We start from the raw sequence: 26835 nt of genomic DNA on the forward strand, positions 1-26835 counted from the left end.
TTTCAATGCCTCGCCGCTTCGAGCTTTTCGGCGGCCTTCTGCAATTTGTTCAACCTCTCGTCGGTAACCTGACCGCTGACGCTCGTGGAAACGGTGGTTTCCGATTTACCGCCGCGCAGCTTGTATTTCGCCTGCGCGCGCGCCGTGATCTTGAAGAACTTCGAAATCCGGATTTCGACTGTCAGGGTGCCGTCGGCATCGATCTGGCCGTTGTCGCGATAAGTCATGCGCAGCATCAGCACGATGCCGACCGTGACGATACCGGCGACGTTGACATGGCCGGCAATCACGAGGACCGCCGAGATCGAGAGGCCACCGCCGGGCCTGCCGATCACCTTGCGGTAGGCGAGGGTGCCCGACAGTGTGATGAATACCTGTCCGGAGAACGGGCCGAATGCGAACGCGAGTGATGCCGATCCGCCCGCACCTGCCTCGACGCAAACCATCAGCTCATTGTCGAAGGGCCGGTACTCCGCGTCGATCTGGATGTAGCCCGTTCCGCCGATGATGAAGATGGAGAAGATGAACGGACGCTCGACCGACGACAGGTTGAAGCGGTTGGCGAGCATGAAGTCGGGGAACGCCAACAACTTGAAATGGTTGGCGATACAGATGTTGGAGACGCCGCTGGTACCAAAATTGAGCGCCATCGGCGGGATCGCGAAGTCGTGCTGCAGGCCGACCGGAATGCCGTTCTCCTTGATGACCGTCAGCCCGCCGATGTCGTCGGGGAACAGGGCCGACAGGAAGTCCTGAATGAACTTGAATGTCGGATTGAGCCGGATGTTCTTTGGATCGAACTCGACGTCGAGGCCCTTCTCGCGGGTGAAGCTCAGCCCGAATTTCTCGAACTGCACCATCGACTGTCCGCCGACCACGAGATCGATCGTCGTACCGACCCGGCCGAACCCGGTCTCGGATACCTTGTCCTGGTCCTTCGACGCTTCGAGGCGCACCTGACCGGTCAGGTGCATGTCGACGAAGTCCGCCTTGAACACGCCGACGGAGAACAGGCTGCGGCGGCCGCCCATCGGCGCATCGATATCGACCTGGACCCAGGCGCGCGCCTGCTTCTTGTCGAAATCGTGGGTGACGCGTACCGCATTGCTGACGCCTTCCGGGATCTTGTAGTCCTTCAGGAGATTGCTGAGCTTGGCGCCACCGAAATTGCGGAACACATTGCCGATATCGAAATTCGAGAGATCGGCAGGCAACAGCTGGTCGCTGATCTTGTCGAACGGCAGCGACAGGCCGAGCGCCTTCAGCTCGTCACTGAGCCGGTTGAACAGCGCGTTAGCCTGGGTCGTCTTGATGACGTTGTCGATTTCATCAAAGTCAGACCGGATCCGGTCGATATCAGCCTTTAGCGCGGCGAGTTCCGGCGCACCGGTCACCGCCGAATAGAGCTTGAGGACGTTGTTCGGGGCCGCGAGCAGGCCGCCGTCGTCGAGCTTGCTGAACTGGTCAAAGACCCGATCACCATACGCGCGCGCCGTTTCGTGCGCGCGCGAGAGGTCGTTCTGCAGACCGCGCACCGAGCGATCGAACGATTTCGCAGCCGAAACCAACTGATCTACATCCTTGGGAAAGTCCGTGAGCGCAGTTTGCAGGTCCCGGAACGTCGGGTTCTCTTCGAGAGCGCCATAAGCGGCCTTCAGCTTGTTTTCGAAGTAGGTAGCCGCATCCGACCCAATCTCCTTGAAGTATTTCTCGACTTCCGCGATGCCCTCCGCAACCTGGCCGCATGCTGCGGAAACCTGCTCCATCCCCGTCAGCGCTTCGTTCCTTAGAGTGCGCATGAGCTCGCCGACCTTGTCGACGAAAAGGGCAAGTTGCGAGCGCATCGTGGCGACGGCCTCGGTGATGGCCTTGTCGACCTCGGGGACGTCCTTGATCGTCTCCGGCAACGATAAGAAGAGCTGATCCAGCGTCGCCCTGATGATCTTTTTCTTAACGAAGCCCTCAAGCAGCGCGTCTGGCGCGAGCGCGACCTGCACGGACTGGAGGAGGGCTTTTGCATCATCGATCACCGGCAGGGCCGCGGCCGGGATGGCACTCAACTCGACCTTGGTCTCGAGTAGGAGTGAATCCAGGAATGCTGCGGCCGGCGTAACGACGGCGTCGATCTGGGTGCCGATCTTGACGAGCCATTTTTCGGGCCAGTCGATGATGTTGGCGATCTCCTCGTTGACGAGGTTGAGGAGGCCGTCGACTTCCGTGGAAAGTTCGGTGGCCGCCTCGTTGGTGAGTTCGATCGCAACCTGGTTCAGTTCGCCGAGTTCGGTCGACAACGAAGTGCCGATTTCCTTGATCGCTGTGCCTACGGCAGCGACCAGATCCGTGACCTGACTTGCGGCCTGGTCGGCGCGCTGGTCGAGGGCCGCGGCCTGTGTCCGGGCTTCGCCGGCCGCTGCCTTCGCCTTCGCAACGGCCGTCTTCAAATTGGTGATGGCCGTTTCTGCACGGGTCTTCAGGCCGGCACTGACACCACTATTCTTGATCTTGGTCAGGACATCGTCGATCTGGCCGGTTCCGCCGGCGTTGACGAAACCTTCGAGAATTTTGTCGATCTTGCCGAGTAACTGATCGACGTGCCGGTGTACCTTCGTGACCTCGCCGAGCGCGCCGGCCTGCAAAGCCGCCAGCTGTCCGAGCGCCTTGGCAATGTGCCCGCCGATGGCCTGGCTGACCTCGTTGAGTTCGACACCCAGCCTTTGACGCGCTTCCTCGATCGCCGCGACGATGTCGTCACCGACACTGCTGACGGCAGCCGTCAGGCCGGCGCGGAACGAGCGGCGCCGTTCTTCCGACCACGGCTTGGTCTGGTCGTAGCCGTGCACGAACTGCGCGATTCGCTGCCGCGCGCGGGCCACGACCGCTTCGATTTCCGCCTCGACATCCGCGACAATGGCGCTCGATTTCTCGACGCCCTCCTGCAGCCGCGTGACGTCCTTGCTGGCCTCGTCGAAGAGCGGACGGATGTATTTGACCGCACTGTCTGTGAGCTGATTGATGACATCAGTCTTGGACGTTGTCCTGTAGGGATCGAGTGCCTTCAGGATTTCGTCAAGCAGTCCGCTCCAATCGTGCAGGGCCGTGCGAACCAGCAGTTCCTTGCGCTGGATCGTTTCGACGGCGTCCGATTTAAGTTTCTCGCACAGCGCCGGCGCCGCCTTGAGTTCCGACACGAAGCCCTTGAACTTGTCCACGTCGCCTGGAATGAACTTCTTCAGGTCGTTCTTGAGGCTTCCTGTCCAGGCTGCATCCAGTTTCTTTCGTGCATCGTTGAGGGCGGCAAGGTTGCCGGCTCCAAGCGCGGCATTGAGGGCCGAGATGCTGTCGGAGAAGGCCGTGGCACCGTCAGAGCCAGCGTTCTGTCCGTCAGCGCCCCAGTACCTCAAGGCGGCGAGTGCCTCGCTTTCCGGCTTGCCTGCCAACCCGCCAACGATCCCGAGGACCTTCGAAAGTTTGGGAGCGGATTCGGCGAGATTCTTGGGCCTTGCGTGCGTGGCCCGCATGAAGGAGACGCTGTCGAGGCCGGCATAGACCGGTTTGCCGGCGCGCCCCGCATTCACCGCGACCTTCTGCGCAGCCGGTGCCAGCCGCCAGGTGAAACGACGCAGGCCGGGAAGGATGCGGCTGACCGGCGGACGCCGCTTTTCGTGTTCGCTGGCTTCGGGCTGGTCCGACGATTTCTTGTCGACTTCGACGGCAATGTCATGCGCCGCCGGCATGTTGGGAAAGTCGAGATTGTGCCGCGGTTGCCAGGTGTCGGTATCGGGTGAGGCGTTCGGGCTCACATCGGCGTAGAAGTACAGGTAGTCCGGATCGAGACACTCCTGCGCGACGACAGGTTTTTCGGCATCGCCCTCGGCGGTGGAAACGAAGGCCACGTCCGGCATCGGGTAGACCTGCGGCCGCTCGCGCGCGCTTTGCCGGTTCCAGAGCGGAATCTCCCAGCCGTAATTTTCGATGTCGTGCGCCCATGCGCTGTCGACATTGATGATCTTCGAGTTGAATCGCACGCGTTCGAGGAAGCCGGCGCTGCGCTGTTCGGCGATCGTGAAATCGGGATAGTTGCGTTCCGGCTGCAGGAGCTCGATATATTCGCGGACCTTACGCAGGATCGGCCGGCGGGATCGCGTACGGTGCTTATCATCCTCAAACTTCGGTGCGAACTGCGCGGAAGGGTTGACCGTGCGCTCGTAGACCACGACGTGCTTGGCCCGATGCCAGAAGGCGCAGATGCGGCCGAGCACCTCGACCTGCTGACGCTGCACGTAGCCGTTATAGGTCTCGCTGATGATCGTGACCCTGCCGTCGAGGAATTGGGCTTTCTGCTTCGCGTCGCCCCCGGTCGGTGAGAGCGCGATCGCCTCGATCGTCCCGCCGGCCGATTGAGGCACCTGCAGCAGGGTCTTGAACAGGTTCAGCTGTTCGACCGGCCACAGCGCCCCGCCGCTCAGCCCTTGCGGATGGTGGCGCGGGTTCTGGAGTTCGATCGACGCCTTGTCGGCGGCGATCCCTCCGACGCGCGGCAACGACTTGTAGTCGTCAGCCGTTTCCCCGACCCCGCTGTCCGGCGTCTGGTCGATCAGAGGCGGGCGATGCAGCGCCGTGTGGCGCAGGGCAAATTGCACACCGTCGGTAAAGCGCGCCGGGGTGAAGTCGACAGCCGAATCGATATCGCGCGCCCAGATCTCCAGACGCTCGGGACGCCGGGCGATGGCGCTGCGCAGCGCATTCCAGCGACTGGAAACCCGTGCTTCCGAGCCGGGCTGCGCCGGGCCTGTCGGCTTGCCCGTCAGGGCCTCGATCTCGGCGACACGCGCGCCGCGGGCGATCGACCGTTCCTTGCTGACATCGATTCCGACCGGTAAGCCGTAGAGGAATTCAGCGCGCAAATATCCAAGAGCCGCGCCAAGTCCATATTCGCCGCGCTGGCGGAAAATCTCGTAGCTCGTCGCCTCCGGCATGAAATAGCCACGTTGGACGTCGCTCGGTTGGATCCACATCTCTGCGGACGGCGTCAGGCGGAACTCAACCGCGCGGCGCTGCAGATCGCTCTTCGCGCCGGCCTGGCGATAGTTGTGCGCATCAAGGATATTCTTGCCCTCGCCGTCCTGGTGCGGAACGAACGGGGTGGGCGGGTTCTCATTATTCGGATCCGGTACGAGCAGATCATGCAGTTCGAGTCGTCGCGGCTTGTCGGCGCTTTCGCCGACCACCTGCGGCGGGAAGACGTAGTGGTAGAGATCCGAGGTTCGCCGGTACTGCCAGATCCGGTCGTCGTCCGAATAGAACGCGACATTCGCCGTATCGACCGTGCCGCGCGCGTAGAGCGGCTGATGGGTATAGCGGAAAATCGAGAACGGCTCCGACGAGAGCACGACGTAGGAGCGTGTTCCGGTCTGCTGCGAGTTTTCGATGATCGAGGCGACAAGCTTGCGATCATGAGTCGGCGACAGGGTCTCGGTCGCCTTGAGCCAGAACACGTTGTCGCTGGTCGGGCCCACGGCCGCAGGGTCGAGCTGGATCAGTAGCGGGCCCGGACGCCCGCTGCGGTCGGTACGCGCGGTGTCGACGCCGATCGGCTCGATGATCGACGCCGGGATAGCGAGGCTGATTTCCGTCGCAATGCGGCCTTCGGGATAGGGCAGCAACGGGGCGCCGTCACCGAGGCCGAGATGCGCGCCTCGTCCGCCGATCCTGAGATGGCCGCGCTGCGATGTTGTCGGATAGTTCGTCGATCCGCGAAACTGCAGCGATGAAAGCCGGCCATGCCAGCTCTCCTGTTCGTCCTGCAGCCTCGGCCGTGTGGTTACCTTAAATGACGCAAAGAACGGCTCGCCGTCTTCCACGCTGTCGGTGGCCTGCGGCGGCCAGTCCTCGTCGTGCTCGAGGGTCAATTCAAGCTCGGGCGGAGGGGCAGCCGGCTTCGGCTGAAAGAAAGTCAGGCCGGTAGCGGACAGCACCAGTTTGAAGTTCGTGACACCAGGCTTGCTTTCGTCAGTCCCCTGGATCAGCTGGCCCGGGTTGGCGATGCTCAGTCGCATCGATGGCCGTCGCCAGCCGGCTTCTCCCGCGCCCGGCGCCGAGCGTCCCCATGAAACCATTCCGTCCTTGAAAGAGGCGGGTAGCGGCGAGCCATAAAGACAGAAGCGGATGTTCGAACTTCCGTCAGGACCGGACAGGTCCGGCAGGAAGGAATGAGGACGTCCTGCCTCGCCGCACTCGAGCGAGTCCCTGACCGTGCCGAGCGAATGGTTGGCGTGCGCGAGCAGCCCACTTCGAAATTCGGTGTCCGCGTTGACGGCTGCCGCTTTGACGTTGTGCGCCGAGATCGGCTCGAGCCAGTGCAGGCGTATACTGACGGTGGGAGACCAGTCGGAATCGGGATCGGTCGTCCAGATGTCGCGGCGTGAAATCTCCCAGGCGAGTTCGCAATCGACGGATAGATGCTTGGCGCCGATCCTGATCCAGCCGTCGACCTTGCTTGCGTCCTCCTCGTTGGGGGTCTCGTCGGCTCCATAATGGATGCCATCTGCCAGGCGGCCGCCGAGTTCGCGGGCCAGGCGCAGACGCAGTCCCTTGGTGTCGCCGCGAAAATCTCCGGAATCCGGGTTGTTCACTCCGGTCCGGATCACCGAGGCGCGATAGATGAGCGAACTGGAATGTCCCCGGTCCGCGCCGGTTCCATCTGTCGCGAGGGAAAAGCGCAGGCTTGAATCCGCAAGCCCGATATTGGCTGACCGCAGCCAATCGTCATCATTGTAGTCCAGCGCAAAGCCGTAGGGCCAAAGGATATCCTGGCGCAGCGCCTGGCTGTTGAGCGGCCAATAGGTCAGCGTGGTCGGCCGGTCGAGGCCATAAACGGCGAAATTGCTATCGGTCTTGCCGTATTCGGCAAATCCGAACGAGCCAAGGCGCATGTTGTCCTTGTTGGGCTTGTTCTCGCCGCGGAACGGAAAACAGGTCTTCTCCGGCACGTCGAACTTCGGCAGGCCGTCATTGGCCTTCCAGCCGGCGAATAGCCGGTCGATCTTGAACCAATCGCCCGCGGCTTTCGGCTTGAGATCGAGCACCGCCGAGAATGGAAACGCGCCCGCGTTCTTGCGGCTGGCCGCCGGAAGGCTTGTCCGGCGCACGGGCAGCGGCAGATGCAGACCCAGATGAAGCAGCGGATGGGTCTTGCCGTAGATGCCGAGCGAGGAGAAAACCGGATTGTCGGCATAGGCGAAGCGGCGCATCAGCGGCCACTGCACCTCGAGGTCGGCCGACCCTGCCGCCTTATCGCCCTTGGGCCGCCGGTACTGCTCGAAGAGGAACGCGCCGCGGAAGATGACGAACGCCTGGTCGGCGCCGGCCGCCGCGGCACCGCTACTGTCGAGCCATATCGCGCAGTCGTTGCCCGTGCTGGTGCTGAACCAGTCTGCCGCGCCTTGCGGGGTGAGATCGAAGAGATGGTCCGTCGGCTTGGCTAGGCCGGGGGGGCATGGATCGGCCAGGCAAGGGGGGGATGGATCGGCCTCACGATCGGTTGGAAACCAGCGCAACAGTGCCGTGTATTTATCGGCCGCTTGCTGCCTTGGCGCCGCGTAAACCTCGACGATGCCGGACTGCCGCGACGTCTCGTCGTCGTCGTGAAACTGCGCGGTCGGCGGCCAACAGAATTTGCCGTACAGCCTGAATATCAAGAACATCGAGCAACCCCCGGCCCAAAACGTAAAAAACAGAAAATAAAGCGCCTACCTCCGACAGAGTCCTTGTCGCGTCGTCTTCTCAAGCGTGACGCGAAAGTCCGAGCGATCAGAAAACTGGGTCGATAACGGACCGTTGCGTCGGCCGCTGCGCGATGTCCGCCCGACGGCGGCCACCCTCTATCTTCGGTGCGTGGGTCGACGGCAGTTCAGGCCTTCTTGACCGACACATGCACGTGGCTGGTGTCCTCGTAGAACACCCAGTCGCAGCCGGCATTCACCGCCAGCCGGGCAAGGCGCCCAAGCTTGGCGCCATCCGGCGGCTGCGTCGTGATGTCGGCTGCCCGGCCCTCGTAGTGCAATGCGGTGGGCAAGTGCTCGTCATTCTCGTCCCAGGCCTCCGTCACGCGAAGCTTCACCCCCGCCCATTCCGCACTGACCAGCGAAGCCAGCGCATCGAGCTTGGCCTGCAAGCGGGTCGACATCATGCGGTCGGCGCCGGTGCCTTCCTCGTCCTTGAAAACGATGCTGGCGTTCTGATTGGAGACCAGCGTCGCAAACTCGGGGTCGGTTCGCTTGATCTTCTTGGCGATCGCGCCGCAGGTCGCCGTTTCGGACGCGTTGGGGACCTTTTGCCCCTGCGTCAGGTCATCGGGGAGCAACGACGTCGGAGCCGATTCCATCGACGACCGATCGCCCGCCGACTTCGGCGTAATGCCGAAATAAGCGTAGGCCGCCGACACCGCGAGGCCGAGCCAGGTAGTCCCGATATCGCTCAGTGTCTGCAATGATTTCGGATAGGCCATGACGCCGATCACGAGCGCGGCGAGGCCCGTCGCCATCCAGCCCAGAAGGTAGGCGATCGCAACGGATGTTGCGGCCGTTGTCGCTTCGGTATCACCCACGCCGACCGTCGGCACTTTTCCGGGTTCCGTCACGCTGAGCTTGGCAATGACAAATGCCGAAACCAGGCCGCCGACCGTCGTGACGACGTAGATAAGCCCGTCGCCGAACTCGGGCTTCACAGCGCAACTGGTTCCCACGGCCCAACACGCCTTGATCACATAGAAGACGATGTAGAATGTCGTCGCCGAGAAAAGCAGAAGCAGGATGATCGCGATGAAGCCGCCAAAGACCTTTCCAACTGGAGTATCCATTTAATACGCCCCCGTTTACGCACTAAAATAAAATATGCCTTCAACTAAACATTGCAGAAATAGTAATCGCATCCGCGGTAGAAAAGCAAGATGGTGGCCATGGCCAGACAACCACCGGTGGCGGACTAGTCCAGGTTGAGTTCGGGGAACAGGCACTCGACGTCACCCGTGCGGGTTGTGCGGCTGCACCCGTCATGCTGCAAAGCGGTAGGCGGCGCGCGATTGCTGTGTCCTTCCGTCGCATCGACGTGCTGCCTTGCGGCGCGACATTCCTTGAGCGAGGGCCTCGGCTGATAGCGATACAAGCGGTCGGGGCCTGGCATTCACGAATGCCGTGCGAACGCTTGCGGTCGGATCGAACGAGGAGGAAAGTAGTTCGCTGGCAACAGGCGGGCGTCAGGTTTGCTGGCGCTGAGGCGAGACCGTCTATTTTCGATAGTTGCAGATTTTACTGGAGACCTTCATGGCTGATATCAAGATTGCCCTTACGTTTGACGATGGTCCCGACAACAACGTCCTGGATGCCGTCGGCGGGCCCGACGAGAAGAACAGGACGGAGCGTGTCCTGAACGTGCTGTCAGCCAAGGGTTACAAGGCCGCCTTCTTCATTCAGACGGAAGTGCCCAACCGCTTGAAGGGCGCGAACGGCGCCAAGATCGGCGCCCGTTCCCACAGCGACGGGCACGTCCTTGCCATTCACAACGGGAACAAGGAGGACCATCGCTGCCACAAGTCGCGCGTCGCGAAGAATGCCGATCTTCCCGGTACGACCAACGGTCCGGATTCGGACATGGTGCGGGCCAAGCAGAGTCTCAAGGCCATTACCGGCAATGATCCGGCATTCGTACGGGCAACGTTCGGCTACACAAACGCTGCCTGCATGAGCGTTTATCAGACGCGCAGCCTCAAGCACATCTACTGGGATATCGACAGCACGGACACCGCCGAGGGGGCGAACAAGGCTTCCGTATCGGCAGCGCTCAAAACCAAAACCGAGGAAAAGCTTGCCGCCGGAGTGACGGAGCTGATCTACCTGTTTCACGACATAAAGCTAATAACGGCCCAAAGTCTGGATGCATTCATTGGTGTCATCAGTACGACTGTCAGCGGAAAAGGTCATACCCCCAAGTTTCTGACGACATCAGCGGAAGTTTCCTCCCTTCTTCAAAGCAAGGCGAAAGCAACGGACGATGCCTGCCCTCCAAACTCCTTGTAGTCAGTCAATAAAGAGCCGAAATATCGGGAGCGCTCCTATGCGAAAGTCTCCACTGCGTCTGACGGCCGGCCCGGCGTATGTCGCGCTGGCAATCTGCATCGTCATGTGGTCGCCGCCGGCGAGGGCGGACAGATGCCAGTCGGACAATGGTCTGGCGTTATGCAGCTGCAGTGGGCAATGCGAGAAGTCGACCGCTGATTGCCGATGCAAGAGCGCAAACGACCCTGGTGTTCCATTGCTATGCACGTCGCTGGACGGACGGAGGGAGGCAATGTGCTTTGTGAAGTGCGAGCGGAGTAACACCGAAGTCCGGTGCAACGATCCGCCGGCGCCGCGGAGGTAGCGGTAGTCTCGTCCGCATAAGGAAGCTGAGGCAGCGGAAGGGTTTGGCCGGTTAGTTATGAACTGACAAAGACTTCGATATCGGCCAACGCTGCCGGCTAGTCCAAGTTCCTACCTCGCCCCGCGCGCCGACAGGCGCGTTGGGGCGTACGTTTCAGGGTCTGCTGCTCCTACATCGAAATCGCCAAGGCTCGAAGGCGTCAAAGGCGACGCGGTGATCGACGGCGAGCTGATCGTCATCGCAAACGGAGTTTCGCACTTCCAGCTCCTGCAGAATGCCCTGCGTCACGAAGCGAAGCTGCTATGCACCTCGAAGGCGTCATGGCCAAGCGTGCCGACAGCCCGTACGCATCCAGCCGGTCCGCGGATTGGCTAAAGGTCAAACCGCGCAGCGGCAGGAGGTCGTAATCGCGGGCTACACGGCGCCGCAGACCGTTCCCCGTGACGGGGCACGGCGAGTGCGGACATTCCCAACCAACCAATCCGACTGGCGCAAATGTGTCCGTAAGCTGAACAAGCAGCTTCAGAGCCCCGCCGGTGTCGGCAGCGCGTCGACGAGCATCTCGGCATCGTGCGGATAGGCGGCTCTATCGAATTCCACGTAACAAGGCGACAAATGGTGACATCTCTAGATTTTGTTCTATATCCGTTCTAACGAGGCGCGGTTTGTCAACCCGATTCCCTTGAACCCGCTCCGAGAGCACAAGCGCCAAAAGAGAGGCAATTGCCTGGACATCTGGGGGTATCCCTAGTTCCTAGCGGCTCAACCGACAGGCAAATTGGCCTTCCTCTCACTTATTGGGCCGACCGCCATGCCGCCGTCTTACCGACAAGGTTTCGAACGTAGAGGCCTGCGCTCGTGAAACTTGAGCTTGGAAAATTGCGCGACCTACATCCGCGAATGCCGGCCGGCCAAGCTAAGACGTTCCACTTCTATGCGTCGGCGGGTCTGTCTAGAGCTCATCATCGATCGGGAGTCAGTTTGCAGGTTTCCAACGGCGACGACAGCGGCCAGGCCACGCTTCATTTTTTTAGCTTCGCCACAGATGCCCTAGAGCAACTGGACAACAACAGGATAACCGAAGAAGCTGCCGAGGCCATCGCGTTAGCCTTCGTTGGAATAGCTAAAAAATGGCAGATCCGGAGACGCTTGCAGCGGGAGGAAAGCGCCGATTGGCTGCTGAACGACGGACCCGGTGCGGCTCGTGTCGCTTTGGAGATCAGTGGGATCGCAGAGGGCAAATCGGATGAGGCACGCATTAGGCGCAAACTCGAACAGGTCAGCCTGTGCCTAGTTGCGTCCGCTAAAGCGGCATGCGTTGTCGAGTTGAGCGTCCCATGGACGAAATTGAGGTTAGCCAACTGATGGAAGAGGAAATCGACGATATCTATCCGATCGTCAGCGAGGCGATCCGAAAAGCCGAATATCTCGAGAAGGTAGGGCTGGCTGCTTACGACGCGTTTCATGAGGTTTCCATTTTCGAAGAACGCGTCGCACGCATTTTGCCGGCGAGCGACGAAGAAGGAATGATCGCGCGAAGAGGCGCCGTCAGGGCAGCGATCAAGGCGCAGCGATATCGCCGTGCCACGTCGCTTCGGAACGAATTCCTTGCGGAGGTCGGCCCAGATAGCACGCTGGGAAAGCAGCTCGACGAAATCTACTTTTTGTTCACCCAACAGAGCCTGCAAAAAATCACCCTCGTGGAAGCAGAGATCGTTAAAGGTCTAGTGATGCTTTCCTTTCGAACCAGCGAAAGCATCGGTTACGAAAACATCGCCGAGGAGCTTGCCGAGAGAGTCTGGTTCTTTGCAGACGCAAGGCCCCCGTTGTTGCCGCGCCTCTTGTCGAAAGCCGTCTTAAGCCTGACTATTTCAGCCATCCGACAGTTGCTTGCCGTGTTGGTTGAATGCGCCGATTTAGATCTGCAGAAAGCTGCAGATGCCATGGTGTCGTCTCCCGGCTCACCCCTACGGCTGCTAATGACGGATGACGACTATATGTTGAGCTACGGCGGCAAGCGCTTTAAGCTCGATATTTTCGGTACCGGAAAGTCCGCGTCGACGGAGCGTCTATGGATTGAATTCTGCGTTCGCAATAGCGAAGAGAGCCAGGACGCCGATGTGGCACGCGCTTCGCTCTTGAATGCGGTCGGATCATGAACCAACCCGAGCGAGCCAAATATGTGAAGGGGGCGCGACGGCTGCGCGCCAGCATGCGCCTCAATCTGCAGGACGCCGAATTCGCATCAGAGGGTGGTCAAATCGTATACTTCGCGGATGCCAACGTTGTGGCGATGTTCACCGATCCGGCCTCCCACCGAGAACTTCTTGGTCCTTTCAATGATTGGCTGCAGGACGATCAAGCCTTTGCCACGCTGACAATGACGGCAGAATTTCTTTTCTCCGGCAATCTTCCGGGACAGCGCGGCCTGCCCATGCTGATCAGTATCGACCATTACGAAGAACTTCATAGTATGGCTGCTGCCATCAAACGTAACGGCGAACGATGGGCCGCCACTGCAGGCGCCGATCTTTCCTCGGCAGGAACGTACCGAAATCAGCTCGACGATCTCGTCCTCAATTACCGTCACGGGGACCTGAACACGCACGAATTCATGATGAAATGCTCCGAATTGCTGCCCAGATCGATGGTCGACCTGCTTCAGGGACCGGTGTCGGAGGCGGTCCAGTTTCGGAGGCTTCTCGGCGGCGACATGTTGCAGCGTGCTGACACCATGACCTGGTTCGACAGAAGTCTGCTTCACCCCAACCCACAACATGTCGCAGACTGGACTGTCGCTATCAGAACGGCCGCGCCAAAGCGCACTGCCGTGAAGACCGTACGCGATGCACGCTCGATCGTACAAGTCATGGAGCTCAGCAAACGGGAAGACTACCGGGGACCGGAGAAGCGTTATGTGCTCATAACCTCCGACTCTGCAATACACGTGGCCTATCTTCAATATCGGCAAAAGGAAATCCGGGCAGGAAGACGGCCAATTGAGCTTCATCTAAGACAGCCGACCGAATTTGTGCCCCTTTTGAATTTAGGCTCAATGGGCGGAAACGAAGTAGGCAGGCTGGAGCTTTTTCCTGAAATTGAGAAGGCATTGGAGAGACTGCTGCGGGGCGATCGTCTGGGGGCCGGCCCTGCGGATCCGTCGCCGCAGGATCTGAACAGCTCAGTCGCAGTGGCCGGAATGGCTGGAGATCCATCGTCGGACACGACGCAAATCGAAAGTCTGAGAAAGCTTTGGTCGCGCGCCGCTGCTCAAGCTCTCGCTCTGAACGCGAGCTACATTGCGCGGCGGGACACCGAGCACTTCGTCCAGATCGTCAATGTACTATCGAACGGCAACGTGGTCGATGCGGCCTTGCAGGAAATTCGTTCGGTCGTACACGACCTTAATGTCGCCCACGCGCGATATTCGGTAGCCGGAATTCTACAGAAATTCGTGGACGATGGGCGTGCGCGTGCGCGAAACGTTCCGGCCTTCGGAGCGCGTCGAGCGCCTTTGGTCATCCGACCCCAGATATTCCGCAGTCTAGTCGGTAATCTTTCCATCAACGATTATCTGGAAGCTCTCATTTCCGACACGTCCGAATTCCGGGTCGACGGCTTTGATCCAGGCGACAAGGACGTCGCCCTGCTCTTCGCCGCCTGCGTGGCACTCACCGCTGAGGATTGGATTTCAGCGCGAGCTTACGCCGAGCGGGCTATGGATGAAGCCCTTAACGTCGGAAACGAGGCGATGCTGAACGAAGCACGCTATTGTTGCGCCGTGGCGCTACGCTTCACGATGAAGTCGCCGGTAGAACTGGCTCGCGCCCGATCCCTTCTGGACGCTACGGACGCGTACTGCAAGTCGATAAAAGATGAATTGGGAAGGCTGCGCGCAGCAGCCGAGAGCGCTGCTCTGTTTTGTGTTGCTGCGTACAAAATGAAATTGGTGAGCGGCACTGAATTTGCGAGAACGCAATCCTCCGAGATTGCGAAGACCTGGAAAACCAGCCGATTATTGGCGGAACAAGCCGACGAATTGTACCGATTCGTCGATAGTCGAAGCGCAGTTAGAGGTGGACTGCACAAGCGGATCGGACTGCAAATCGCGTCGATAAACGCTGCACTGGCGCTCTTTTCTATTTGGATCGACTCCTCTCTACGAGGAGATGCTGGCGAGGAAAGCTTCGCGGGGGACCTCGAAGAACTCGAAAACAGATCGAGAGAATGGAGCGAGAGATCCCGGTTACCTTATACCGCCAACGTCTTCATCAAGGTGCTCAGATTTGTCCTTGAAAAAGACGAGCGGGCGCGCGTCAAAGCGGGTCTTGAGGCAGAGGAACTGCTTCGTAATCTTCTAATCTACGAAGAAGTCATGACCGATTTTGATAGCGCAGAATATAAGTTCTTCCTCGACAGGATATTAGCTGCAAGTCAGCAAGAGTAAGGTGGTTCGCCCCATCCTAATTCAGCATTCCTTCGCCAATGCTACGTAAGCGGTTCAGAACCCGAAAAATTCGCCGGCCACGTGATCCAGCCAAGTCGAAGGTCCTTCTGACCAAAACAATGTCAGGACGCCGAATGCGCTCTTCAACTTAACCACCGTTCCGGCTTCGACGATACCGAACCCTCCGGCGCCGATGACGGTATTGTTGATGCGAAGAGATCCGCCGATGACGAAGGTCGAAAGCGGCGCGGACAATGATAGATGAAGTCTTTCGCTCCCAGGTATGAACTGCGAGTCGGATGCGTGCTGCACTCCGTTGAGCGTTCCTGCGAAAAAAAGGACGGTTGAAGCGAAGAAGCGCTCAGTCAAGCGCCTTCAGCACGTCCATGCCCGGTAACGCCGCCAAAACGCAAGAAATGACGGAGCGCATCAAGTCTTCCGCGACCTAGCTTTTGAGGCCTTCAACAGGCCACGGAGTATCAATGCCGCCGCCTCATCCACATGGACCGTTTCCGCCAACCGGCCGTTTTCTTCGACCGTCAATCCATTGCGGAGGTCGGATGCGCCGAACTTCTCGAATTCTTCAAGGCCAGGCCACGACGAAGATCCGAACTGGACGGTCGAGCTCGACAGGCCCATTTTCATGGCAAGGTCGGCGCTACACCCGCCGAAGCCACCGAGCAGATAGAGAGGTTTTCCGCGCTTCAATTGAATCAGTGCCTCCTCGGCGATGCCCGGCAATCTGCCCTTGTATTTGGCGGTTTGCCCTCCCAAAGCTACCCTTGCTTGCACTTGCGACGCCATCTTTTCACGCATGGCCGTAAGAGCCGGCGCCCATTCGGCATCTGCCACTGGCAGACTTTCCGACGGTCGATCTTCCAGTTTGAGCTCGGCTCCGTCAGCGGATAGCAGCACGATCGACGCTAGGCCCTCAAGTCCGCTTCGCATCCTTTTGATATCGTCGGAACTCATGACTGCGTGTACTGGCCAAGCGAGATAACTCTTTACCAATATTTTGTCGCTATCGCTATTCAATCTGTATCTATTGACGATCTCAAACAATAGTTCAGTAAAGCCGCCCGGACGCAAATCTCCCCCGTACGCCACGGTCCCACCACTCGCGATCAGATGACGAGCTATCTCCGACATCGCGTCTTCCAGATGCTCCTTGCCAAGACCGCGGGCCGCCATGTCGGGGCTGTTCGATATCGAAATCGCGATGCACCGATCCTTCAGTAGCGGCGTCTTCATTTTGCTGCTCCAGCGAGCCATTCCGTAACACTCAGTAGCTTCACTCCGGGCGCAGCGAGCTGGAATAGATGGAGCTCTTCGGCGCCGATAGGCGGATCAGGATAGATAAGCGTGTCGGCGTGCGGATCCGCCGATCTCATCGCCGTCAAAACGATAAGTTCGGGAGGTCGTGGCAGAAAAGACGTGCTTTTGCTCGCCGCAACGGAGAGAAGGGTAACTCGGCAGCGCCAAAGAAAATCCTTCAGGACTTCGTCCATCAATCTTGAAACAACGACATCAATGCGGTCCCGCTTTTCCGGATCCATTCTGACGATGGGAACGTTCGCCATGTACGGAAACCCGCGTTCGTCGACGTCCTTCATGCAGTTCGCCACTACGAGCGGAACGTGAAACATATTGGCTTGGATCATTTCGCGCCGGCACCACTCGCGGCTAGAGTAGCTATCGGTATGTATCGCAACAACCGCGCTGACTTTGACCTTTTCAAGGAGGACCTTGTTGAAACGGAGGCCGATCGGAATATCGAAGACATCGAAGAACGCGTCGTAGCCGCCGTCTTGCACGAATTTTCTGAATTGCAACGCGATTGCGGTGCCGTCGCCGTCGTGTTTTGAATGGCTTAGAAAGACGTCGACGCGCTTCAAATAGGCAATAAGATCAGGCTCGTCGACTTCGGGACGCTTCAAGTGTTCCAAATACTGGCGAAGCATTCGGCAGAACTGGTACGACAGCGCGGTGGTCAACCGTCGATATTTCGTCTCCACAGCCTCTTCAGACCACTCGAACCATCGAACGCTTTGATCAGGAATGAGCGCATTTTTGATGCCGCTGGGGTCGATCGCTATCGGGAAAATGAGCGTCGTCAGCCCGGAGGCATCGGCCCTATCGGAAAGGTGTCGAGCCCATTCAGCCCAAGCTTCGTCTTCGGTCCAATTGCTGTCCACCAACAGGATAATGGCGTTGGTCTGAGCCTCGTTAAAGTCGATTTCAAGCGGAAGTTTCGATCCGCTCAAAGGTTCGAAACGATAAAGTACGGGCACGCCGGACCCGCCTGCGATATTTTGATAAAGGTCGCGCCTGTAATGCTGGAACAGGCGCCGGCCGATCTGGGCTCCATCGGCTAAGCTCGGATGCCAGGCAACGTAGATGGCAAGGAATGGTTTCGTCGAAACCGCCATGTTCAGCTCCGCCCCCCCGCTTTCCACGCATTATGTCTCATCCCTAAAGCTTTGTCCCGCGGATCATGGACAAGAAGGCAACATGGGCGGCGTCGTCTTGGTGAAAAAAGACGAGATTTCCGATTGATTTAAGTCCCGCCAAACGAGTTCGCAGACGATTCCCGCCAGGCGATCCGCGCTGATCACAGTGCTCCTTATCGTGCCGTCGTCGCTCACGGAGACAATCCGCGAGCCGGCTTTGTCGAAGGCAAGCGATCTGACCACGTCCTTGTGCAGATTCAGCAACACGGGCTGCCTTTCTGGGCGATCAAGCGACCAGAGGCGAACGATGCCATCACCAAAACCGGCCGCGAGCATTCTGCGATCGTCGCTGACCGCAGTCGCATACACCTGACCGAGATCCTTGCTGATCGATCTTTGCGTAGGGGTTCTCTCGTTGAGAGAGATAATTTCCACCTCCGCTCCCCGACCCACTACCACGCGGGTTGGGTCGACAAGCGCCATCGAAACGATGGGTGGCCCACCTCCTATTAGCGCTTCGGAAGTCGGCGTTGTACCCTGTATTCTCCATCGAGCAAGCCGACCAAAGTCGTCTCCGACGAGCAGCGTGTCTTCGTCTACAAAGGCGATTGCTCTGACCGTATGGTCGCCTTCGGAGGCTAGTGCAATTTTTTGTGTCGCGGCGCCGTCTTCGTTTAGATCGTGCATCACTGTAAGTCGCGAGGTTGCTCCTACGACAAGGCGATGTCCGGACGGGCTGAGAGCTACCGACAGGCTGGGGTGGCTCACATCCGCCGATTGGACAAGGACCGGAGGTTTGGCATCGTTGGCAGTCCAGACAAGGGCATACCCATAAGGGTCGACCGTGGCGAAGCGTTTTCCATTCTGTGAAAAGGACACAGCCATCACATGGCCGGTCAGCAGGAAATTTCTGCTCGAACTTTCGAATCGCGAGAGGTTTGGCACGCTTTGCATAGCCAGCCGTCTCCGCTCCGCAAGTACGACGGGAGGAGATTCCAGCTGAGCCGACCAACGTTGCAGGACGCCGTGATCTCCGCCCACGGTGAATTCGTCCTGCGTCGGATGTCTGGCGACGGAGTAAAGTCTTCCTGGTATTGGGAACGGCTGCCAATCACGAGCAACGATACTTCGCCCGCTACCGCTTCCCTTCATCCTCCAAAATTTGACCTCAGGGTCGGCCATTCCCGAGGACACCAGAAACTTTCCGTCTCCAGTGAACGCCAGACGCGCCACGGATCGCACTCCGGGAATGCGCCCTTTCTGGGCACGGGAACCTAGGTCCCAGATCAGAATGCCTGGGGATATCGCGCCCGATGCCGTTGCGGCCGTTTGGCCGTCGTCGGACACAGCTATGCTGTCGACCGATCCTCGTACCTCGGCTTGCTCAAACTCTCGCCGGCTGGATGGCTTATTCTTTGGATCCCAACCCCAAATGCGACCTCCGCGCTCGCCGACGATCAGCGTGGTGCCGCTGGCGAACTCGAAGGAATTGACCCTGTCGTTTGCCGGAAAGGTAGCGACGGGTCGGCTCAACCCTTCGGCATATGCACGCAGCTTTCCCTCTTTGTCTGTCGTTGCGATCAAGCGGCCGTCGGCCGACACGGCAATGCTTTCAATGAAACTGTCCACTTTCCAGGACTTCGAGACTTTAGCGGCCGCAACATCGATCCGTACCAACTCGCGCTCGCCGAGAACCGCTACGGCGGCTCCTCCATCGCGCGTCACGATGAAGATCGACGGAACTTGTCCGAGTTCTCCGATCAGCCGACGTCGTTGTTCCGGAGCCGCAAGCTTTCGTATTTCGACGCCGCCCTTGGAGGTTACGACTATGAGATCATCGCCCTTGCCGACGAAGCCCGCGACGGGATCGCCCAACTCCACCTCAAGCGCCGTTCCTTGTTTCGCGTCGCCGCCCAAGAGCGGGCCGAAAAGAACGTTCTTCTTTCCTGATAACAACGCGTAAGAACCCGACGCAGAGATGCGATCGAAGGTGCGCCCTTGCGGTACGCGCGCGATGCTTCCGACGAACGGAGTACCGAGCACTTCGGAGAGCGCCGCAATCACGTCGTACGAAGACTTGCCTCCGGTGCGCTTGTCGAGGAGGTAGGCTTGTCGCGCCAGCAGCAGTGCGCGTTCGTCCGCTCGATCTTCGCCTATCGAGCGTGACGCAAGCGACGTCAGCGAGCGCGCTTGCGCGATCCGAGCGCTCTCGGTTGCCGCGTCTCTCTGTCTGCCTGCTTCGTTTCTCTGAAGGATGGCCATCCCCGCCAAGATCGCCGTTACGACAGACACGGACGCAGCAGCTCCCGCAAACGCTCTCAGACGATTTCGCTCGCGTTGGGCGCATCTATCAAGATAGGCCGGCACCGAATTCACGCTGACGAATTGAGGGTTGGTTGCGGCCTGCGCCCGGGCCGTCTTGAGGAGCTGTCCCCCGATAAGGAAGCTGTTGTCCTTTCTATTGCTCAGTTCCCAAAGCGCCGCTTGGCGCCGGATGTAGTATGGCGTTATGGCTTCCGGCCCCGCCGCCCTCACGGGGAATCGCCCATGAACAGCCTCAATCAGTTTCGCCCGGGCCGCGTCGTCGGTCGGACCTTCGAGCTTTATCCAGTTGAAGGGAGGTTGATTGCCGGCACCGAACAAGTCCGACCAGGCGGCAGCCGGCGCATCGGGAAGATTTATCGGAATGATCCGGAAGTCGGCGCGTTCGGCCTTCACTTCGAGCGCGAGACGCGCCTCGACGAGATGCGTATTGCCCCAGCCATTGGCGCCGACGAATATGGCGCAGGCGGCCGATTTTCTCATCTCTTGGCGAATGAACTCCAGAAACTCTACGCTAGGCGGAATTGAAAACTCGTCGAGAAAAAAGAGAATGCCGGCTTCGATCTGAAGGGCGTCCGCGACGTCCTTAACCAACGGCTTATCAAGCGAGTTATGGCAAAGGAAAACGTCGTAGCGGGCTGCAGCAAGAGGAGCCACCGCGACGGCCAGGGCCGCTTCCGGTTTTTTTTCGGAATCCAAGTTTCGCCTCCGCAGTCCGGCCGACCGTAGCCGTAACATGCCCGTTCCCACGGGCTTGCCTAGGGGTTTCCCGCGTCGAAACTAGATCCCGAATCGTCTAATTTTCCAGATTCTGAGGGCGGAGGTCGGTCGGTGAACGAAGAAAAAAGCGCGGTTAGTCCGGGCGAGCAGCGCAAGATGTCGCCGGATCAGAAGGCCGCCCACGATCTGCTGACCGAATTGCGGACCAGAATATCAACCCAGCGCCTGCCCTACCAATACGGGGTGGAAGCGCGGGCTCTGGAGAGCCTTTGGGAAATCTTCGGTCTGACCCGGAAGGCCATAAAGGACAATCCGGGCTGCCAGCAGTTCGCGCAGATCGCGACCACCATGCTGAACGTGGTGCTCCGGCCGGTGACAGCCAAGTGGCATCGGGCCAAGGAAGCTGGGCTGCTGGACTCTCGGGACGGTGCCAACGACTTCCGAGCCGATCTGGCTCAGGTCCGCGAGAAGTTGGTCGCCTTTGCCGAGCATCTGCAGATGTTGGCGTATGGCAATGTGATACCTGACGAGCTTGGACCGGAAGTGCTGAGCCAGGCCCAGCTTCAAGCGGCTTTTCTTCCGCTCAAATTCGGCCAGGACGAAGGTGTCATTGCCGCGCCGGCCACCACGCGCACGCCGGAAGCGCGCATCAATTCCGACGAAGCAACGGACATCTCGAATCGCCGCCGCGCCGTAGGGCTCGTCCCGAACGATGTGGATGCCATCGGCTTGGCGCTGTCGGGCGGCGGCATCAGATCCGCGACGTTCTGCCTGGGGGTCGTTCAGGTTCTCGCGGATCGTGGATTGATGAAGGATTTCGATTATCTATCTACGGTCTCGGGCGGCGGTTACATGGGATCGTTCATCACCTCCGTCGTCGGAACGGGCGGGTCTTTCGACGAGCTCGCGAGTCCCTATGGTCCCGACACCGAAGCCGTCCGTCACGTCCGCCAGAATGCCAAATATCTCAGCGCCGTTGACCTAAAGCACCGCTGGCTCATGATAACCGGGACATTGTCCGGCATGATCATGAATTGGATCGCGCCGCTATGTCTGCTTTCTTTCCTGGCTCTGATTGCAGCGTTTTTCGGCGCCGGAATCACTCCGGAAGTCTGGTCCAAAGCCGCGCTTGCGTTCTCTATCGCCACCCTGTCGGCCATCTACGTGTCCGGCTTCTCGCTTCGTGCCGGCGCAAACGCACGATCAGGCGCGGCGGTTGTCGCCGTCGGCGCCGCTGCCGCCCTTGCCTGCGCTTTGATGTTCGCGATCGAGTGGGGGTTCGTCAAGTTCGACGCACTTCTCAATTCGAAGATCTCAGGTGGCGTGGCCCTTTCAGTCCTGGCCGGGCCTGCGCTGGCGCGATACCTGCCGATCTTCAAGAGCGAGATCTTTCGGAAGAACTTCTTTCGTATCGCACTGTACGCAGCAGGTCTCGTCGTTCCCATCCTGGCGGTCGCCGTGTTCTACCTGCTGAGAGAGTTGGGCAGGACGCCGGTCGACCCCGCGGCGTCTTGGTGGAATCCCATATACCACATTTCGGGCATCGAGATATTAGGCTGGGTGTTCTTGCTCACTCTGTTCTTTTCGCTCCTAGGCTTGGACGTTAATCTGACGGGGCCGCATAAGCTCTATCGCGACGCATTGGCGGGCACGTTCGTTCGGCCGAAAACCGAAGAACCGACGCTCCCGTTGGCGACGCTCAATGCCAGCGGAAGAGCGCCTTATCACCTGATCAACGCCGCTGTGAATCTGCCGTCGAGCACCAGCTTGGTGCTGCGAGATCGAAAAGCGGACTTCTTCCTGTTCTCGAAACACTGGATTGGTTCAAAAGCCGTCTGCTACAGCCCTACGAAGGCTTGGGCAGCGAAGACTTCGGAGGTCGACCTGGCCACCGCGATGGCAATCTCCGGTGCGGCGGCTTCCCCGCATATGGGCCTCGGCTCGATGCCGACGCTTTCCGCATTGATGACGCTGCTTAACGTCCGCCTCGGGTACTGGATCGCGAACCCGAAGGAGCGGTCGTTCTGGGATTTTCCGGGTTTTATTTGCCTCCTCCGCGAAATGTTCGGCGTCGGCATGGCGGAGAAAAACGCTTGGTTGAACGTTTCCGACGGCGGCCACATCGAGAACATGGGAATCTACGAGCTCCTCAGACGCCGATGCAAGTTCATCGTCTGCGTCGACGGCGAAGCAGACGCCGAGAGCACCTTTCATGGACAGTTGACCTTGGTTCGACATGCCCAAATCGATCTGGGCGTACGGATCGAGCCCCGGCTCGACGACATGCGGCCCGATCCGAAATCGCGCTTCAGCAAGACTCACGCGCAGCTATTTCGGGTGATCTATCCGGCGACCGCGGACGGGCGGCCGCAAGGCATGGGCTTGATGCTCTATCTGAAACTATCCTTGACCGGCAACGAAGCGGAAATATTGAAGCGATACCGGTTGCTTCACCCGGAATTTCCACATCAGTCGACCTTGGACCAGTTTTACGACGAGGAGCAATTCGAAGCCTATCGCCAGCTCGGCGTCCATGTTGCAGAAGGAACGTTCTCGCCCGCACTAATGACAAGCAATACGGAGCCGGCCAACATACCAGAATGGTTTCGCCAGCTTGCCGCGAACATGCTCGAGCCGTTTGAGGGTCGTTGATCTGCGGATTGCATCAATCCTCGACTTGCTCGGTAAGTTACTATCAGGCCACGATCAGCTTGTTGGCGTAACCACGCCGTATGAATAGCGGAAACCATGGCTCGCCGTCGACTATGCCCGGGCACCAAAGCGCGGTGTAGGTGGATGTGGGCACGTTCCACAGTGTGACCGTTCGCCCTTCGGAGTTCTCGTATCCGAGCGCGTCCTTCTCGGCATTGGCTTCCTTCAATCCGGAAGTTTGGATGCAGCCTGCACCCGCCTTCCGCAGAAATTCCAAGAATGGCGCTCTCAAAGTGAGCGTTGCCGATCCGGCGTCGAGACGCTCCCCGAACAATGAGCCTCCAAATCTTATGGATTGATCAGCGGGCGCCAGCTTTGATCGTATCGACTGATCGCTGCCGGGTTTGCCGACGCATGTGGCGAGCCGAACGTTGAGCTGCGAGAACAGGGCGATCTCATTGGGCTGCAGCCGGTTTGCCTCGATCCCCGCTTCCCTGAGCACCGCGGGATCGTCGCTCTGATCGCGCACTCCAAGCCAAGCCAGCATCTGGGCGCTGAATTGGGTGCCCGAGCTCACGTTGTCATCGACGAATATCACGGCATCGCCGGCTTTGGCCACACCGAGAAGTTCGTGGATCGAAGAACGGTCTTGAAGGGCCAAGGTAGCGAGTTGGGGCCTATTTTCCTGTTTGACCAATTCAAGCATCATCCGCGCGCTGGTGCCCGCAAGGGCCACTAGATGGATCGATGCAGGCTGATCTGCTTTTCGGATGTCTTCCACGGTATTGCGAACAGCAGTCCAAAGTGTTCGGCTCGCCGTCTCCCTGTTCAGGAAATTCAACGAAAGAAGGAGGCTTTTGGCGTCTTCTCGCATGGCGGGAGGAAATTGATTCAGAAAATGCCGAACCGTGCTCTCGGTAATGCGCCAATTGTGCTGTCCGGAAAATTCGCGAAACTTGTGAGCAATCTCCTCGCTTTCCCCGGTAGACGACTCCGGTTTCGCCAGTCGAGGACGACGGTCGTAGTATCCGTCCTGCGAGAGCAGCCGGCGATACAACGCAAGCTTTCCACGTTCAAGCCTGCACCTGCGTACCGCGAGATCCTCGGCGATGTAGAATCGTTGCATTGTTTTGACCTTGAGAAATCTCCTCTCGTTCCGACCGTCGCCCTGCTCGGCGTTTCCGAACGTGAGATCGATGTCGAAATGTCCGACGGGACCGTTGAAATAGTCATAGAGTATTTCTTGGGAAGCTAAGAAGACGATTTCAGCCCACTCGGAATCGCAAGTCACGAATCCGATCGAGCGGCCGATCTCTTTTGCACTCACGATCTGTGCCGCTCGCGAATGCTTCGCGGAGCTTTCGAGCTCTCCCTCGTGCGTCAGGAACGCACATGAACTGGGCGAGGCGCTATGATCGGGCAATGGGATGAAAAATACGGCCGGCCGACCGTCAGGAACCGAGCTTTCGGTCTTCTTGAGGATCTTGACCATCTCCATGGCTCGCTCCGAGATCCGCTTTTCGATCTCGATGTGACCCGATTTCGACTTGAAGTTAGTGGACGACTCTTTGAGCCTCGCGACGATGTCGTGGAATGGATCTTTGGAAGTTACGTCGTGATGATAGTGGGAGGCAGCTCTATGTGCTTCCACGTCTGAAAATATTTCCACGTAGGGCACGATCGGAGAGTAGAACTCTGGTGAGAAGGCGAATGCGCGTTTAGGAAGTTGCCTGAATTTGATTTTTCGAACTAGATCTTGACCGAGAGGCGAGGCGGCATCGAGAAGACTCTGCAGAAAGGTCTCGTCGTCGGCGGTGAAGCTGTTCAGAGCCTCAAGCCAAAAGGCCGGGTTCTGCGCGGCATCGGCGGAATCGGCGATAGCCACGGCCAACATTCGCTCCGCATTCCTCGTAACGGAGTGCCGGTACACACGCTCGTAGAGCGTGGCCCTCGAGAAGGCGACCTCCTCGATTGTATCGACGCCGGAACTGTTGAGCACCAAGGTAAGCGCAGGCCGCTCGAAATCAGTCTTGCGCGCAAGCACGCCCTTGGCGACGAGTTTTCGAAGCGTGCCTGTCTCGCACTTCACCAAAGCGGAGTTGAGAAAGAGGCGAGCCTTGTCGATAGCGACAGGAACATTGCTCATGGTCGAATCGCGCAACAGATAGTCGACCTTGTCGCAATCCACGGCCCCCGAAATGAGCTGGCTGTATCCGGGTTTATTGACGTCCATCGGGAGACCCGTAATAAGGCAGGCCACCCGCAGATATGCGGTGTCGTCCAGTCGCAGCGCGCTGTAGAATTTTTGGAAGCGCGGCGAAAGAATAATCGCGACGCTTAGCTTCTCACTCAGTTCCGATCTCACATCCGGAAGAGCCGACATGACTTCGTTTTCGAATTCGAGAACGGACGCGCCGCCAAGTGTGAACTTCGTAGGCTGCGCCCCCAGAATACCTTCCATCACATGAGAAAGAGGAAAATGGCCGATGTCGTGAAGCAACGCCGCGTGGCGGAGGTCCATCGCGAGCTCGGGGGACATCTCGATAGCACTCAGCCCCTCCGCGTAGCTTCGAGGCTGGGTCGCGCTGCGGTTTATGCTTTCGATGTATTTGGACACGACGGCGAGGACGCCGAGCGAATGCTCAAGCCTTACGTGCGAAACCGACGGAAACACAAGATAAGTGAATCCATTTTGTCGGATCGAGCGAAGTCTTTGTAAAATCGGTGAGTCCAGGATCGCGACGCATGTCGCGTCGAGCTCAATCATGCCCCAGACAATATCTTTAACTACTTTAGTTATTTTGGCGCCGCTGCTCTCGACTTGAGCGGCATCTCTTTCGTGACGCTTGAGTAGTCGTTCTGCACAATTTTTTACGTACGACTCAGAAAAACCAATTCGATCGAAAGCCGCATTTAGACCGGCTTCGAAGTTTTTCAGTGGAGATTCAGCGTCGGCGTCGGGTCCCGGATAGAGTAACCTTCCCAGATGCCTGAACTTATCCAGCGACGGGAAGTCGGCGTTCATCGGCGGGCGACTCGGATGGTGAGTCGAATCGCCGAGCCGCAGACTTTGCCAGCTCCGCCCATCCCGATTCTAGGAATTCCAATGAACTCTCCGCGTAGCTCCGTGAGACGTTGAACCTGAGATCCGCGAAGGCGGGGTTCGGCGAAGAAACCATACTTGTTTGAAGCGACCGCAGACAGGATTCGAAGTTGTCGAACTCCCCGTTCGAACTTGGTGCCAGATCGGTTCTGATCTTGAGGAGGCTGTACATTCCTTCGCGATCGTTCCGTTGCCTCGCCAGGCTGATTTCGTCGTCCAACCGATCCATTACCGCTTGAAAGCCGGCGCGCGCCGCATCGCTGCGGGGACGGACGGAATTGATGCCGGCAGTCACCAAAGCTGACACGAAGGCCGCACAGAAAGCTTCCGTCGACAAGCTGGTTTCGAAAGGCATCACCAAATTCCCCTTGACCATCTAAGAACAGATAACGAACAAAATGTGTTTTTACAGAGGCAAAATATGACTCCGAATCACATCTGTAGGTAGATATAGTTCTCCGGCGACTCGAGCGCACCACATTTAGAGGATGACGCCAATTTTCCAGTGCATGAGTGACACTACTCCGGACGTTGCAAATGAAAAGTCCTGAGTGATGGACGCTTGGTGACCTCGGACAACTTTCCCCGCTCTTCGCTAACCGCCGCTTGAGGCCGTGATCCACTTTTTACTCGCTTGTCAGAACCCGATTCGACAACCGTGTGACAAAGTTTTGCTCAAAGCGACTGGGGATATTCCTAGGTAGTGAAGCCATTGCCGAGCCGCT

The 26835-nt window shown here is 58.8% G+C and carries 13 protein-coding genes and 1 pseudogene; 6 read left to right on the plus strand and 8 right to left on the minus strand.

Translation table 11 applies throughout. The features are described from left to right. Positions 1 to 2 precede the first annotated feature (2 nt). Complete coding sequence (locus K359_RS0100080; RefSeq protein WP_029077493.1) at positions 3 to 7703, minus strand: methyl-accepting chemotaxis protein; 7701 nt, start codon at positions 7701 to 7703, stop codon at positions 3 to 5. 206 nt (positions 7704 to 7909) lie between these two features. Continuing rightward, the gene (locus K359_RS0100085) at positions 7910 to 8857 is read right to left on the minus strand and encodes a hypothetical protein (RefSeq protein ID WP_029077494.1); all 948 of its coding nucleotides are present in this window, start codon (positions 8855 to 8857) and stop codon (positions 7910 to 7912) included. A gap of 463 nt (positions 8858 to 9320) precedes the next feature. Here K359_RS0100085 and K359_RS0100090 point away from each other — a divergent pair, with 463 nt between their 5' ends. The 5 genes and pseudogenes from K359_RS0100090 to K359_RS0100115 all read left to right on the plus strand — a co-directional run bounded on the left by K359_RS0100090 (position 9321) and on the right by K359_RS0100115 (position 14863). Next, positions 9321 to 10073, plus strand: coding sequence for a polysaccharide deacetylase family protein (locus tag K359_RS0100090; protein ID WP_156928283.1), 753 nt, complete (start codon positions 9321 to 9323; stop codon positions 10071 to 10073). Positions 10074 to 10583: 510 nt separating this feature from the next. Further along, positions 10584 to 10867 (plus strand): annotated as a pseudogene (locus tag K359_RS64200) (DNA ligase); the annotation flags it as partial. Positions 10868 to 11397: 530 nt separating this feature from the next. After that, positions 11398 to 11781: a hypothetical protein gene (locus K359_RS0100105; protein WP_156928284.1), complete on the plus strand. Its 384-nt coding sequence runs from the start codon at positions 11398 to 11400 to the stop codon at positions 11779 to 11781. Then, on the plus strand, positions 11754 to 12575 hold the full coding sequence (locus K359_RS0100110; protein ID WP_156928285.1) for a hypothetical protein: 822 nt from the start codon (positions 11754 to 11756) through the stop codon (positions 12573 to 12575). The genes K359_RS0100105 and K359_RS0100110 overlap by 28 nt, the downstream gene beginning before the upstream one ends. Beyond that, positions 12572 to 14863, plus strand: coding sequence for a hypothetical protein (locus K359_RS0100115; RefSeq protein WP_029077498.1), 2292 nt, complete (start codon positions 12572 to 12574; stop codon positions 14861 to 14863). The genes K359_RS0100110 and K359_RS0100115 overlap by 4 nt, the downstream gene beginning before the upstream one ends. A gap of 54 nt (positions 14864 to 14917) precedes the next feature. Here K359_RS0100115 and K359_RS60990 read toward each other — a convergent pair whose 3' ends face one another. From K359_RS60990 to K359_RS0100135, 4 genes are all read right to left on the minus strand, one after another. After that, complete coding sequence (locus K359_RS60990) at positions 14918 to 15232, minus strand: hypothetical protein (RefSeq protein WP_156928286.1); 315 nt, start codon at positions 15230 to 15232, stop codon at positions 14918 to 14920. 60 nt (positions 15233 to 15292) lie between these two features. Continuing rightward, a complete protein-coding gene (locus K359_RS0100125; protein WP_035975751.1) occupies positions 15293 to 16114 on the minus strand; it encodes a hypothetical protein in 822 nt (273 codons plus the stop codon). Continuing rightward, positions 16111 to 17292 (minus strand): toll/interleukin-1 receptor domain-containing protein, encoded by a 1182-nt coding sequence (locus K359_RS0100130; protein WP_029077501.1) that lies wholly within the window; start codon positions 17290 to 17292, stop codon positions 16111 to 16113. The genes K359_RS0100125 and K359_RS0100130 overlap by 4 nt, the downstream gene beginning before the upstream one ends. Before the next feature lie 63 nt (positions 17293 to 17355). After that, positions 17356 to 20334, minus strand: coding sequence for a toll/interleukin-1 receptor domain-containing protein (locus tag K359_RS0100135; protein WP_198031090.1), 2979 nt, complete (start codon positions 20332 to 20334; stop codon positions 17356 to 17358). Positions 20335 to 20466: 132 nt separating this feature from the next. Here K359_RS0100135 and K359_RS0100140 point away from each other — a divergent pair, with 132 nt between their 5' ends. Continuing rightward, positions 20467 to 23007, plus strand: coding sequence for a patatin-like phospholipase family protein (locus tag K359_RS0100140; RefSeq protein ID WP_371261108.1), 2541 nt, complete (start codon positions 20467 to 20469; stop codon positions 23005 to 23007). A gap of 43 nt (positions 23008 to 23050) precedes the next feature. Here the strand turns inward: K359_RS0100140 and K359_RS0100145 are convergent, their stop codons facing one another. Beyond that, a complete protein-coding gene (locus K359_RS0100145; RefSeq protein WP_029077504.1) occupies positions 23051 to 26032 on the minus strand; it encodes an HD domain-containing protein in 2982 nt (993 codons plus the stop codon). After that, positions 26004 to 26465, minus strand: a complete 462-nt coding sequence (locus K359_RS0100150) for a hypothetical protein (RefSeq protein WP_156928288.1) — start codon at positions 26463 to 26465, stop codon at positions 26004 to 26006. Before K359_RS0100150 ends, K359_RS0100145 begins: the two co-directional genes overlap by 29 nt. Between the last annotated feature and the right edge of the window lie 370 nt (positions 26466 to 26835).

The organism is Bradyrhizobium sp. th-b2 (genome assembly GCF_000426785.1).
In the GTDB taxonomy this organism is placed as follows: Bacteria; Pseudomonadota; Alphaproteobacteria; order Rhizobiales; family Xanthobacteraceae; genus Bradyrhizobium; species Bradyrhizobium septentrionale.